Consider the following 13572-nt stretch of genomic DNA (forward strand, 5'->3'; position numbering starts at 1 on the left):
TCGGTATTTCTGGAAGTGGTTAACGACTAAGACGGAGCTGATGAGTGGCTAGCTGTTAGCAAAGCCTGAAAAGAAGATCTTCAGGCTTTTGAAATACCGTTGAGCAACATTTATTGGTAGGATTTTAAATGAATACATAAGCAAGTGAATCTTGTCGGATCTTCAGTTAAACCATATGCGTCATCACGAAATCACTTCTTATTATTCTGCTCAACCAACTTTTCATTCCACGCTTCGTTGCCGTCTCGCTTACTGACATCATATTCAGAGCAGAACTGCGATATGGTCATGTTGTTATCGCCAGTTGCTAACTTTAATGCCAATTGAACTTGTTGAAGTTTGCTTTGCAGACGAAGGTTTTGACCTGCCTTTGGGCTTTTTTCTTTAGCAAACTTTAAAGCAGCATGTTTACGTTCGGCAGCTCCCGCTCGGCGATCCGCTTCTGATAATAGATATTTTAGCTGCGCGACACTCTTGCCCTTCTTAAAGGCAGGTTCAAGCAACTCAACGCATTCATCAAATGATGGATTTATAACATATGGATCAATTCTATGCGCTTGTTGGCGCATCCACTCTAGCGCGAGCTTTTCATCTGACATTTTGCAATCTTTACCAATAAAACAGCCGTACATGGTATCGCTCAATAGCAAACCGCTGCAATAAAAAATTGAGTAACTTTTGCCTTTTTAATTAGAGCTTGTAGTTTAGTATCAATAACGCCAAATTGAACCGCTGCCTTAACCCCGCAACGAAGAGCTAAAGTTGATGCTATTGATACCTCTTTCGGCCTTTTTAACGCATCACAAACAGCTCTTCGTGATAATTCTGGTCAACATTGAACTTGTACGCATCGAGTTCTTTTTTAAGCGATGTTGAGAACAACTCTGGCCCACAAAAATACAAATCATAAACGTTTAGATCACCACATTGACTCGCGATTCTCTCTGCGTTTAATCGAGGTGAGTGCAAGGTATCTATTACATTCAGCTTCACTCCGACTAGATGCGCAAGGTGCCATAATTCATCGACTAAATGCTTATCGACACCACGGGTACAGTAAAACAGTTCAATTCGAGGATGAGTTTTCTCTGTTTTGAGCGCTTCAAGCGTTGCAAAAAACGACGCTATTCCGACACCACCCGCAATCCAAATTTGTGGCTTACTTAAGTCAAACTCAAGTCGACCATAAGGCCCTTCCACCGTAACCGCATCGCCCGCATTTACTCGTTCATAAAGACCATTCGTAAAGTCACCCAATTCTTTAATCAAGAAGCGCAGTTCTGAGTCTTCGCTGCCTGACACAATGGTAAACGGATGCGGGTCTTCGTTACCAAAACGCAAGTACGCAAACTGCCCTGCTTTATGGCCTCGCCAAGATGTATCGGGCTTTAATACTAACTCCATCACTTCAGATTTTGGAAAGTAGCGAGTGGACACAACAGAAGTAGAATGCCGATTACGACGCCCAACAAAACCCAACAAACTGTAAATCGCTGCGACAGACCCAACCAAAGCAAAGGCCACCGTTAGGTAATAAATGGGCTGGCCCCAATAGGCATGTTTGAGCAGTAATACCGAGTGAAACGCGATCAACAGATACGCGACAGACATCAAGCGATGTGACAATTTAAACGGTTTGTATTTTACTGCTGCCCACAACGACGCGACCAATAAAACAAGCAATAGGTAGAAACCCCACTCGCCAATATTTTCAGCAAAACCGTGTAGTCCATTGACCCACGCTTCCCAACCAGACAAGGTTCTTGCCGGGCCTGAACCGTCATGACGAACAGGTTTCGCCAACACACCTGACATCACTAGCCACTTAGGGATCTGGTACCACAACCAGTGCGTCACACCCAATGCAACGCCACCGATACCCAACCATTTGTGGACTCGATACGCTTTATCCATACCTTTGAGCCAATTCTCAACCATAGGTAGACGCATCGCCAAGATCATGGTGATGGACATTAACATCAGAGACAAAATACCCGAGTACTGAATCATGGCCGAGCGCCATTCAAATACGTTGCTTGAAGCGAAGAGTTGCGGTTCCATCGCAAACCAAAAGGCTGACATTGTGGCAATCATTGCCCAGATGATATTGCGGACTGTTTTCATTTTTTAACACTCATAAAGACGACATCATTACTTTAGCGTGCGTGATGTAAAGCGACGTCAACATGCGTAAATCTATGCAAAGGCACATACTCAATTGATCGATAGCGGATGCTTCTGCGTAAATATGATTTGGCTAATGAACACGTTCGTCGATAACAATGGGAAGCAAAAAAGACATGAAGGACATGAACCTTTCAAGACAAGATATTCAAACAATGGATCAGCGAGAACGCGCTCGCTTAATCAACTCCTTATCGGGATTCAAAAGCGCCAACCTAATTGGTACGTGTGATAAACAAGGGCTAGAAAACCTTGCTGTGGTAAGCTCGGTGGTTCATTTAGGGTCAAATCCCCCCTTGTTTGGCTTCATCGTCCGACCATCAGAAAGTCGTCGCCATACATTAGAGAATATCCTAGAAACTCGACACTTCACCATCAACAGCATCGGTGCGGGCTTTGTTCAAAAAGCCCATCAAACTTCGGCTCGTTATCCTAAATCAATCTCAGAGTTTAACGCGGTCGGTCTCACGTCCTATTACGATGATGTGTTCCCTGCTCCGTTTGTCTTGGAGAGTCCTCTGAAAATAGGCTTAGCTTTCAAAGAACAAATCACAATTGAAAGTAACCAAACTCAAATGTTGATTGGTGAAGTTGTTACAATTCACGCTCCAAAACGTGCCGTGATGCCGGACGGCTACCTAGATTTAGAAGCGTTAGATTTAGTCACAATTTCAGGGCTAGACAGTTATCATGTCACGCAGAGGTTACATCGTTTAAGCTATGCAAAACCAAATAGGTCACTGTTTCCACTGACCCACGAAGGCAACCCAACCTCATGGGAGGCTTTCGAACACAATCTCACTCATTTTGTTCGGTAATTTACTGGCAAAGCTGCTAACTTTCCCAACTTAACCCTGTGCACCACACAACAGCGCTAAACTACATCTATTTCCAAGGACCCTTTTGAAGTTAACCCACTTTAAATACAGAACGCGCAAAGGCCCGGACTACCGACATGGCGATCAGGTGTCATTCATGGACATCAAACAGACCTTCGGTATGGGCAGCATTCGTGTGGGCGCTTGGGTAACGAAAGAAGAGAAAGAGCTCGCTGCAAATCTGATATTCGACTCGTTAGCAGACTTGGCTTACATCTTGGCTTTGCCACCAGAAGCAATTGGCTTGCGTGGCACATTAGGCTTGGCGTTCGGCAGTGGTGGCAGAAAAGGTGTACAAGCACACTACGCACCGAACCAGAGAGAATTAGCCCTAGCTAAGAATGCAGGAGCTGGTGCACTCGCCCACGAGTTCTGGCATGCATTTGACCACTACATCGCTGAAAAGGCGTTTGAGATCGGCGATACCTCAGGCCCTCGAAAACACATCTTGTTCGCCAGTGACTGTTGGTTACACGATAGAAACGTGCGACCTCATCCATTAAACGAGAGTTTGATGTCACTGTTCGATGCCTCACTACTCAGTGACAACAACCTAGATAAACACGACTACGTGGCTCGAAGTGTCATTGCAGACAAGGCAACGTCTGCCCGTTACTTCTCACTACCCACAGAAATGATGGCGCGAGCCTTTGAAGCTACGATTGAATCCTGTTCAGATATCGAGAATTCTTACTTAGTCGATGGCACGACCAAGCCGGATATGTTCCCTCTCTATCCAGACCTCAAGCATCGCAAAGAGATTTATGAAGCGCTTCAAGGTTATTTCGCTCCATTAGGTCGTTCTCTAAGTAAGTAACGTCTTAAGTCGTTTGCTTGAAGAGATGACCAAGCAGTGGAAAATGTTTATAGTCGAGACTCAAACTTCAACATGCATGATTTAGAGGCAGTAATGATCAGTTGGCCATCTTTGGTAAAACTCGACGGTGACGATGAGCTTATTTACGTCGCATCCGAACACGATTTTCAAGCAGAATGCTCAGACATGATCTTGGGCGAAGATGATTACCTCATCGATTCAGAGGGCGACAGCTACTCGCTTCAATCGAGTTCAAACCAACTATCCCTAGCTAAACGAACACTGCAATATTCGGTTGAAGCCGTGACGAAACTGATTCGAAATCACGAGCTCCAGAAAGCAGAAGTATGCCTGATGAAGATCCACTTCCAGACTATCGAAGAAGCGATTCAGTCTTTGGCTTTTGAGCCACGTTAATATTGGTTATTAGCTCGAAACCTAAATTCGAAGCACAGTAGTGAATTAATACAGAACAAACAAAAACAGCGCCCAAATAGGCGCTGTTTTTCGTTTTACTTAGTTAACAGGTTAAGCGATAAAAATCTGTGCCAGTGCATAGCCTAAGCAACATGCGCCTACTACACCGATTAAACCAACCGACATGAATGAGTGGTTGAAGTACCACTTACCAATCTTGGTGGTGCCAGAGACATCGAAGTTAACCGTTGCGATATCTGATGGGTAGTTCGGGATGAAGAAGTAGCCGTAAACTGCTGGCATCAAGCCGATCAGCAAGGCTGGATCTAGTCCTAAGCCAAGACCAACAGGCAACATCATACGAGCCGTCGCAGCTTGAGAGTTCACCACAACCGACACAATGAATAGCGCTAGTGCAAACGTCCATGGGTAATTCGTTACCATTTCCACGATGCCAGACTTGAACTGAGGCATTGCATATTGGAAGTAAGTATCCGACATCCAAGCGATACCGAAGATAGCAATCGCCGCCACCATACCCGATTTGAATACCACGCCGTTTGGCACATCACGCGGGTCAGTTTTAGTTGCCAGTAAAATGATACCGCCGAAACAGAGCATCATCATTTGGATGATCACCGACATCTTGATTGGCTTGTCGCCGTCTACGATGGTTCTGATCTCTGGCACCATTGCCACGATAACAATCACGACAATCGACAGTAGGAAAATCAACACGGCATTACGAGCCGAAGTTGGAAGCACTTCATCCAAAGACGTCGCCGTCGTGTTCTCGATGCGTTTTTTCCACTCAGGATCTTTTAGACGTGCTTGATAATCAGGATCGTCATTCAGTTCTTTACCGCGTTTCAAGCTATATAGAGAAAGTAAAAGTGTGCCGAACAACGTTGCAGGAACCGTCACCATCAAAATAGAAAGCAGAGTAATGGAGTGTTGGACATCGGAAAGTTGCGCGAGGTAATACACCACTGCAGCCGAGATTGGAGAAGCCGTAATCGCCAACTGAGACGCCACCGACGCTGCCGCCATTGGACGCTCAGGACGAATCCCGTTCTTCAACGCAACATCACCGATGATAGGCATGATTGAGTAAACCGCGTGGCCAGTACCCAATAGGAAAGTCATCGAATAAGTCACGAACGGTGCTATCAAGGTGACGCGTTTCGGGTTCTTTCTCAGTACCCTTTCCGCGACTTGAAGCATGTATTTCAAACCACCAGCCGCTTCTAAAATCGAAGCACAAGTCACAACGGCGAGAATGATCAACATTACGGTGACAGGTGGAGACGTTGGTGGCATCTTGAAGACAAACACCTCGATAACCAAACCAATACCAGAAACAACACCTAAGCCGATACCGCCATACCGAGACCCAATATAAAGTACGACTAATAAAAATAGAAACTCAAAATACAACATAAGCAACCTTGCTAAAAATATGGACTAATTATATTTTGTCCCTAAGCTCAGCCATTTACTTATTGCTTGGTCACACTATCATTACAGGCTCACGCAAATTGTTTTTTATAAGATTATGGTCACGCTAGCAAGCCTGTAAGTTTATGAATTGTAATAGTAAACCAGACGCTCGACCTAAAGTTGTTATGTACGATAACCATTATTGTATCGGTTAGACCGGTACGGCCTATAAAACATTAAACTCATAACCAAACGATATCAATCCAATCCAAAACAATCGCACCTTAAGTCAACCCGGAGCATATTACACAGCCAATACCGCTGATTATCACTCAACGCTGACTCGCCTATCCTTAGACACTATGTCAAAATACTCGCCCTCATGATGACAACACATAAAGAGCCACGGATATGAATTTTCAAGCTGCTATTTTTGATATGGATGGACTGCTGCTCGACACCGAGCGACTTTGTATGCAGGTTTTTGAAGAAGCATGTCACGCGCAAGGTGTTCCGTTTTTGCAAGATGTCTACCTAGGCATCATTGGCTGTAACGCAAAAACCATCGAACAGATCTTTAGAAATGGCTACGGTGAAGGGGTAGATTACCCAGCGCTGAACAACGAATGGCGAACTCGCTACAGTGCAATTGTTAAGCACCAAGCGATCCCAGTAAAAGACGGCGTGATTGAGCTTCTTGAATGGCTAAAATCAAACGGCATTCCAATTGCGGTGGCGACCTCCACTCAGCTAGATATCGCAAAGAAAAAGCTTGAGTTAGCAGGCTTAGATTCTTACTTCACCTCATTAAGCACCGGCTGCGAAGTGACTCACGGTAAGCCTCATCCAGAGATCTACCTGCTAGCGGCAGAACGCCTAGGTGTTGCCCCAGAAACCTGCCTAGCGTTTGAAGACTCAAACAACGGCATTCGCGCTTCTATGGCAGCCAACATGATCAGCTTCCAGATCCCTGATTTGGTTGAGCCTTGCGAAGAAGTGAAAGCGCTTGGACACACCATCAGCCCTTCTCTGCATCATGTGTTAGCACAGCTTCAACAAACTGCAGCTTAGGCTCTCACTTCTGTTGATAATGCTTTTATCTGTCTCGTCCTAAAATACGTAGACAAGCCTCTCTATCAAGCCGACTCACAGAGTCGGTTTTTTTGTGGGTATTCCTTTTATAAAAAATAAAAATTCGCGCTTGAAACTGTTACAGTCGATATGAAACGACACTGATCGATAAGCAACATTGATAACGTCTAAAAATGGAGAAAGGGACGCGTGATAGAAAAATTTGAAAGCCAACTGCTTGATTTTGCACAGCAAGAGATGACACAAGATGCAGCGCACGACATCAGCCATATTAAGCGCGTAGTCAAAACTGCCAAAGCTTTATGTACTCAAGAACAAGCCAAGCTTGAAGTCGTTCTGCCCGCCGCTTACCTTCATGATTGCTTCACCTTTCCTAAGAATCACCCAGACAGAGCCCAAAGCTCGAAAATGGCGGCAGACAAGGCGATCTCTTTCCTCAAATCTATCGAGTATCCCGCGTCTCATCTCGACGAGATTCATCACGCGATTGTCACTCACAGTTATAGCGCCAACATCACGCCAGAAACCTTGGAAGCTCAAATCGTTCAAGATGCAGATCGCCTAGATTCTCTCGGTGCTATTGGCATTGCTCGCTGCCTGTATGTGGGTCAAAGCTTTAACGCTGAACTCTATAAACACGAAGACCCATTCGCGAAGCAGCGTGACTTGGATGACAAGCATTACAGCGTCGACCATTTCTACGTAAAGCTGTTCAAGCTAGCTGGAACCATGAATACAAAATCCGCCAAATTAGAAGCCAACAAGCGCACCGACTACATGCGTGACTTTCTTGAACAGTTGGCCGCAGAAGTTTAGCGGCTTAGAAAAAAGACACGCGATAAGGAAGAGAGAGAAGGATATGGAAATAAACCGCTTTAAAGCCTCCGATGCCGACGAGATCGTCACTTGGTTTACATCCTTAGAAGACTACGTGTTGTGGGGCGGGCGAACATTTGGTTGGCCGTTAGAAGCCACCTCGATCATCGAACGATCTCAAGAGCCACATGTCGAGCTATATACCTTTTCTGCATCTAAGTCATACTCTGAACCGAACACCGACTCAAACGCCGATTCGAACACCAATGACTTGCTTGGCTTTATGGAATTTCAACGCATGTCAGACACTGAACTTCGCTTCTGCCGAGTCGCGATTCACCCCAACCTTCGAGGTAAAGGATTAGGACAATCCATGATAGAAAGTGCATTAGAAGCGGCGAAACAAATCCCTGATGTCACCACCATCAGCTTGGCGGTCTTTCAACAGAATATCGGCGCAAAACGTTGCTACGACAAAGCGGGCTTTGAGGTGGTCGACAAAGAGCCGAGCGTCAAAGAATTCAATGGCAAAACGTGGCCCTTGTATCAGATGGAGTTAAAGCTCTGCTAGTTCGTTCTAATTGTCAGACTGGTTTTGATTAATAAGATTGTTTTAATTAACAGACTTACTTTAGTTAATAGACTTGTTTTAGTTAATAGACTTGTTTTAATTGCCAGATTTGACCCCATATCATTAAGCATTGGCTAGACCACTCAAGATACACAGATGTAATTTGGAACCTTCAATGACCCAAAAAAAATTCGACACCATTTATCAGCGCGCGGCTCACCGTAAAGGCGGAGCGGCCGAACTCGAAAAGATTGTCCGTGCGCCACTGTCACGAGCCGAGCTATCACAAATCACCGACGACCGTTGGTTGGCCGCCTTTACTGAAAAGGTATTCCAGTGTGGCATTTCATGGAATGTAGTAAGAAAGAAATGGCCGCAATTTGAAGAGGTGTTCTTTGAATTCAATATCGAAAAGATGCTGATGCTGCCGAATGAGATGTGGGAACAGAAAGCACAAGACCCGCGTATTATTCGCCACCTGACTAAGGTGATGACCATCCCTGCCAATGCCACCATGATCCACAATGCCAAGCGTGAAGCCGATTCATTCTCGCAAATGGTTGCCGACTGGCCATCAGAACGCATTACAGAACTTTGGGATTACCTGAAGAAACACGGCAAGCGATTAGGCGGTAATACCGGTGCTTACACCTTACGTCAAATGGGTAAAGATACCTTCATTTTGTCCTCGGATGTTGAAGCGCACCTACGCAGTACCGATGTGGTGGATAGCGGTCGTAACACCAAGCGAGCACAAGTTGCGGCGAGTAAGGCTTTCAACGAATGGCAGCAACAGTCAGGTCGTAGCCTAAGCGAAATCAGCCAGATCGTTGCCTACAGCTGTGGTGATAATCGAGTCTAATTTTAGGGCGAATGACTTAAAACTCAAAACGAGATAAGCAACAACTCTAACCGCATTTAGAAGACAAGATCGGTAACCGTCATTAATTAAAGAATCCGTCCCAGATTTATCTAGCCTTTAAAGACCCGTTGCTGATGTCACTGGTCTTTTTTGTGCTTCATTCAAAGAAATGTAAATTAACCGCTGACAGACAACGATCTTCGGTGACGCCAAGTCATTATGTTGATAGGTTAATGCTTATACATCTCGACTCCATACTTCGCTATAGCGCTCTCTAAAACATTTGTTTATCAGCTAAATGGAAGCACCCAATCTAGAAAGGAATTCTATGTTCGAACAGGTCGTCAGCATTCTGTTTCCCGTTTTTGCTTTAGCCAGTGCTGGCTTTGCGGTCGGTCGTTGGCTCAAGCCCGATTTCAAACCGATCAATCGTATCAACATGGATGTGTGCATTCCTGCGTTGGTGTTTGCCTCGTTGACCACCATGCCCCTCGACACAGAACAACTGCCACTCATCACCGCTTCTTTGGTTGCGGTGTTGGTGCCCGCTTTATTGATGATACCAATCTGTAAGATCTTTAAGCTCAACTTCAAAGCCTGGGCTCCGCCACACATGTTCCGCAACAGTGGCAACCTCGCGATTCCTCTGTTCACGTATACCTTTGGCGAGAGCGCATTAGCCCCTGCGGTACTGCTGTTTGTAGTATCGGCATGTGTCCATATTAGTGTTGGTTTGGCGTTACTAAGCGATGGCAATCCGATCAAACAGATCCTAAAAATGCCAATATTCTTAGCGGCTACGCTAGCGATGACGCTGAATCTGTCTGGAATTACCGTTTGGAATCCAATCTACGAAGCCACATCTCTGCTTGGGCAAGCTGCCGTTCCTATTATGTTGTTGTCGCTAGGTTCGCAAATGGTCAATTTGAAGCTGAGCGGACTCAAAGTTGGCTTGTTGTGTACGGCTCAATCGCTATTTACTGGGTCTATCGCCTTTACCATCATCTACTTCTTTATACCGCTGCCAACGTTGCATCTTCAGATGATGGTGCTGTTCACTATGCTGCCACCCGCTGTGATGAACTATCTGTTTGCAGAGAGGTTCAATGTCGAGCCCCCTAAGGTCGCGTCTATGGTATTGTTTGGTAACTTCCTAAGTGTGGTTACCCTACCAATCTTGTTGTCGTTCGCACTGTCTATATCGAGTTGAACACCGATCTAAGAGAACGTTTGTCATTCGTTACAGTTATAAAAAATGGGCAGATAAACTGCCCATTTTTGTGTTCAAAAAGTTAGGAATTAGAGTCAGCTACTTCCAGAATTGAATACTATTGAAGTCTTTGTATTGCTTCGTCGCCGCGTCATATTTCGCTTTCATTGCAGCAAACTCAGCTTCAGTAAGTTCAACACTGGCAGTAGAGTCTAACTCCACAGCAGCAAGAATATCTGACGCACTTTTCTGCAAGCTAGCAAGCGATACTTTCTTATCCCCATCATTTGTAAGAGTAGAAGTCGTCACTTTCTTTTTACCCGCAAGGTCAGCGGCTGTTGCAGAACAATCCTTTCCTCGATTAAATCCAGTGTACCAAGTTACCGTCGCCTTACCGTCCGCAATTTGCTTAATCGTACAAGCATCTAGGCTCAGGCCAACCAATTTATTTGCGTTATTGAAGTTATAAGCGATCAAGCCTGACGGTGACTGACTAGAGTACGTATCCTTTTGCTCAACTTTATTATCGACTGAACGAGCGAAACGACTAACAGTGGCAGCAAAGTAGAAATCACCATTCGCATTAGAAGGCGCTACATGATCCTTTATCGCCCAATGAAACGCTGTCTTCTGGTTATTCAACGTAACTTTCGAACCATAATGGTACGATACAGAGTTAATTGTCGCTTTCTGACCCTCTGAAAAATCATCCGCCCATTGATATTCTTTGTAGCCAATCTTAGTGCCGTCTTCCGGGCCGGTATCAATGTAATATTCAACGGTGTACTTTCCAGCTGGAGTCATCTCAACCTTCACAATATCACCTAACAAATTGCCTTTAGACTTATACAAAAATGTATTAGAGATATCTAAGCCTACAAGGCTAATCTTATCGATCATATATTGAGTATTTTCGCCTGTTCCGTAACGTTTAAAGAAAACAAGTTCTTTAGACGTTTTGGCCATTGCTTTATGTACTTTATCCAGGTCAAAGTTACAGCTTGCAACACCATCATCAGCTTCGAAAGCAATCGTAGCGCCATCTTTAGAGATCACACACACTTTATTGGTTAATTTAAACTCTTTTGCCTTAGCCACAAACACATCAGCATGTGCTGGCTTAGAATTAGCGAGATCATCAATTGAAGCTAGGGTTTGCGGAGAAGTACTAGGGGAAAGTGTCAGCGCCTGATCTAAGTTCATAAACTCAACTTTGTTTTGCTGAATTTTATCTACAGCAAATTTTATCGCCGCTTTAGATTTATAATAACCCTGCAGGTTAATATCTTCGTTTGCATGAGCCATTGCAGCAAGTGAAGAAACGCCTAGCACTAATGGTAACAGTGTCTTTGTCATGTTTTATGTTCCTTCTAATTCTTATTTGGACTGACTTGGAGCTTCAAATCCAGTAATGCTTGCAGATGAAAAAACGACAGAGTTCAGTTTCTGTACATCACCAACACTAAGCTTAAGAACAGAACGTTCAGGAGCTTTTGTAGAAACCGCAGTACTGCCACCGCTGCCTGTACTGCCGCTAGTAGTAGCACCGCCGCCACCGCCGCCTCCACCACATGCTGTAAGTGAAGCTAACAAGATTAAACCAAGGATTTTCTTCATACATTTGTTCCTAAAACGAAATTTAGACCGCTTGTCTGTTTTCAATTAATTCGAAATAGGATCAGAACATAGAGCAATACAAAAAAAAATTAAAATCGTTGTTGGTTATTGCAGTTATGTTTAATATACAACCATCAAGGAAAGGAATGGTTTTCACTCCCCCTATACAGTGCAATGAATATGGATATGAAAAACACAGTCTTTGACTTAACTTTCGAAGAATTTCATCGCTTTGGCGTGACAAGAAATAATGCACGACCAGCGCCTTACTCCACTATTACTATCTTTTGTAAGTCATATGAAAATTAAAAATGTAATACCTCTACTGCTGTGCCTCTTCTCTCATCAAGCTATATCTGCGGCAAATTTCACAACTGACTTTGTAGAGCTTGGGATGCAAGCAAAGCCTATGGGGTTAAGCGTGGATGCTGGACGCGACATCAACGATAGTTTAGCGATTTTAGGCGGCCTTAGTACCAACACAGCCCAAGATGAAAGTAACTTTGATGCGTACATCGGTCCTCAAGTTTATGGCCCAATAACTCAAGGGATCGACTTAAATACGCAGCTGCTACTCCATTTCAACAAAAACTCATACGCAGCTGGAGAAACCAAAGCTTATGTCGAATTCAATGCGGGTATTCGAGCGTGGATCACTCAAAGGGTAGAAACACACATACTTGCAGGCTCTAACGGAGAACACTCAATCTTTACGTTTGGCGCTAGATTCCATGCCACAGATAAAGCGGTGTTTTCAGTTGCTTCCAAAAACAACGGTCTTTATGGGCCTCAATTACAGCTTTCGGTTAGATACCAGTTTAAGTAGCGACCTTTATAAACAACTTTCCGCTACTGTTGGAACCAACATAAAAATAGCGTCAGTAATTCAATACTGACGCTATTTTTTTATCTTATTTCTGATTCAAACACTTTCTTTTTTTTTCACGCTGCACTTGTCTTGAGAAACTTAATATTGAGAGGGCTATGAACATTTATCCAGTTTGAGCTCTGCGGTCACCTTAGTAAGGCGAAGCGCAATCGCGAAACACACTAAGTAAGGACTCACATACCAGAAGATGCTTTCTAGTGGCTGTTTCACCTGCGCTTCTCTGGTTTTGATATATTGGTTTTTCTGCTTTTCATACTGACTCAGCATACCATCCACCCACACCGCATCACTTTCAACTAACGACACGCTAGGCGCAGGAACCGTAAAATCCGATGCATTGGGTAGCAAGGTGAAATCGACATCTTTAAACGTGATCGCCGTATTCAAGTACCACAAACACGCGTCGTGGTGCTGAGCGTGATTATCTAAAGATGGTTGACCTGTACAGGTATCACTTCTCAGCTTATCCAAAGAAAACTGCTGAACAGATTCTAAAATCGCCACCGCTCTGGTTTGTTCTGTCTCGACCCAATCACCTGCTACTTTCGCACGAATCTCAGACACGGCACCAAGCATTCCGATACCTGCTAGAAACGGCCATAAATAATCCATACGCTTCCATTTTCTTCGGCTCAGGTTGAACCCACACCAAATTGGAATATGTAAGAGGAGCGTTAACCCAAGCGACAGCAAAACGAAATTCAAAGAGCTAGAGAGCATGAGTTCGCTATCAAAGAAGTTCTTCATAATGATGAGCTTGCCTGTATAACAAAGAGAAA

The 13572-nt window shown here is 44.4% G+C and carries 15 protein-coding genes; 9 read left to right on the forward strand and 6 right to left on the reverse strand.

Features of this window, described 5'->3' with window-relative positions; genetic code table 11:
• Positions 1-191 precede the first annotated feature (191 nt).
• Both K08M4_RS21080 and K08M4_RS21085 read right to left on the reverse strand, forming a co-directional pair.
• Entirely contained in the window at positions 192-599 is a 408-nt protein-coding gene (locus K08M4_RS21080; RefSeq protein ID WP_026012354.1) for a hypothetical protein, read from the reverse strand.
• 193 nt (positions 600-792) lie between these two features.
• On the reverse strand, positions 793-2124 hold the full coding sequence (locus K08M4_RS21085) for a ferredoxin reductase family protein (protein WP_086051357.1): 1332 nt from the start codon (positions 2122-2124) through the stop codon (positions 793-795).
• Between the two features lie 176 nt (positions 2125-2300).
• On the opposite strand from K08M4_RS21085, the gene K08M4_RS21090 reads away from it, so the two are divergent.
• The 3 genes from K08M4_RS21090 to K08M4_RS21100 all read left to right on the forward strand — a co-directional run bounded on the left by K08M4_RS21090 (position 2301) and on the right by K08M4_RS21100 (position 4296).
• Entirely contained in the window at positions 2301-3002 is a 702-nt protein-coding gene (locus K08M4_RS21090) for a flavin reductase family protein (protein ID WP_086051527.1), read from the forward strand.
• An 85-nt stretch (positions 3003-3087) separates the two neighbouring features.
• Positions 3088-3879 carry a CLCA_X family protein gene (locus tag K08M4_RS21095; protein ID WP_086051358.1) on the forward strand — a complete coding sequence of 264 codons (792 nt, stop codon included), beginning with the start codon at positions 3088-3090 and terminating at the stop codon, positions 3877-3879.
• Positions 3880-3972: 93 nt separating this feature from the next.
• Positions 3973-4296: a DUF4144 domain-containing protein gene (locus K08M4_RS21100; RefSeq protein WP_086051359.1), complete on the forward strand. Its 324-nt coding sequence runs from the start codon at positions 3973-3975 to the stop codon at positions 4294-4296.
• A gap of 111 nt (positions 4297-4407) precedes the next feature.
• Here the strand turns inward: K08M4_RS21100 and K08M4_RS21105 are convergent, their stop codons facing one another.
• Positions 4408-5736: an anaerobic C4-dicarboxylate transporter gene (locus tag K08M4_RS21105; protein ID WP_029225082.1), complete on the reverse strand. Its 1329-nt coding sequence runs from the start codon at positions 5734-5736 to the stop codon at positions 4408-4410.
• Between the two features lie 411 nt (positions 5737-6147).
• Here K08M4_RS21105 and K08M4_RS21110 point away from each other — a divergent pair, with 411 nt between their 5' ends.
• The 5 genes from K08M4_RS21110 (at position 6148) to K08M4_RS21130 (ending at position 10287) form a co-directional block, all read left to right on the forward strand.
• A complete protein-coding gene (locus tag K08M4_RS21110) occupies positions 6148-6807 on the forward strand; it encodes an HAD family hydrolase (RefSeq protein WP_086051360.1) in 660 nt (219 codons plus the stop codon).
• A gap of 210 nt (positions 6808-7017) precedes the next feature.
• Entirely contained in the window at positions 7018-7644 is a 627-nt protein-coding gene (locus K08M4_RS21115; protein ID WP_086051361.1) for an HD domain-containing protein, read from the forward strand.
• Positions 7645-7687: 43 nt separating this feature from the next.
• Complete coding sequence (locus K08M4_RS21120) at positions 7688-8215, forward strand: GNAT family N-acetyltransferase (RefSeq protein ID WP_086051362.1); 528 nt, start codon at positions 7688-7690, stop codon at positions 8213-8215.
• Positions 8216-8390: 175 nt separating this feature from the next.
• Positions 8391-9077, forward strand: a complete 687-nt coding sequence (locus K08M4_RS21125) for a DNA-3-methyladenine glycosylase I (protein WP_086051363.1) — start codon at positions 8391-8393, stop codon at positions 9075-9077.
• Positions 9078-9405: 328 nt separating this feature from the next.
• Positions 9406-10287, forward strand: a complete 882-nt coding sequence (locus K08M4_RS21130; RefSeq protein ID WP_086051364.1) for an AEC family transporter — start codon at positions 9406-9408, stop codon at positions 10285-10287.
• A gap of 99 nt (positions 10288-10386) precedes the next feature.
• On the opposite strand, the gene K08M4_RS21135 is transcribed toward K08M4_RS21130, so the two are convergent.
• Both K08M4_RS21135 and K08M4_RS21140 read right to left on the reverse strand, forming a co-directional pair.
• Positions 10387-11643: a hypothetical protein gene (locus K08M4_RS21135; protein WP_086051365.1), complete on the reverse strand. Its 1257-nt coding sequence runs from the start codon at positions 11641-11643 to the stop codon at positions 10387-10389.
• 21 nt (positions 11644-11664) lie between these two features.
• On the reverse strand, positions 11665-11904 hold the full coding sequence (locus tag K08M4_RS21140) for a hypothetical protein (RefSeq protein ID WP_086051366.1): 240 nt from the start codon (positions 11902-11904) through the stop codon (positions 11665-11667).
• Positions 11905-12202: 298 nt separating this feature from the next.
• Here K08M4_RS21140 and K08M4_RS21145 point away from each other — a divergent pair, with 298 nt between their 5' ends.
• Positions 12203-12730 (forward strand): hypothetical protein, encoded by a 528-nt coding sequence (locus K08M4_RS21145; protein ID WP_086051528.1) that lies wholly within the window; start codon positions 12203-12205, stop codon positions 12728-12730.
• A gap of 156 nt (positions 12731-12886) precedes the next feature.
• Here K08M4_RS21145 and K08M4_RS21150 read toward each other — a convergent pair whose 3' ends face one another.
• Positions 12887-13405 (reverse strand): hypothetical protein, encoded by a 519-nt coding sequence (locus K08M4_RS21150; RefSeq protein WP_086051367.1) that lies wholly within the window; start codon positions 13403-13405, stop codon positions 12887-12889.
• Positions 13406-13572: the final 167 nt, after the last annotated feature.

Source organism: Vibrio syngnathi (assembly GCF_002119525.1).
GTDB classification, from domain to species: Bacteria; Pseudomonadota; Gammaproteobacteria; order Enterobacterales; family Vibrionaceae; genus Vibrio; species Vibrio syngnathi.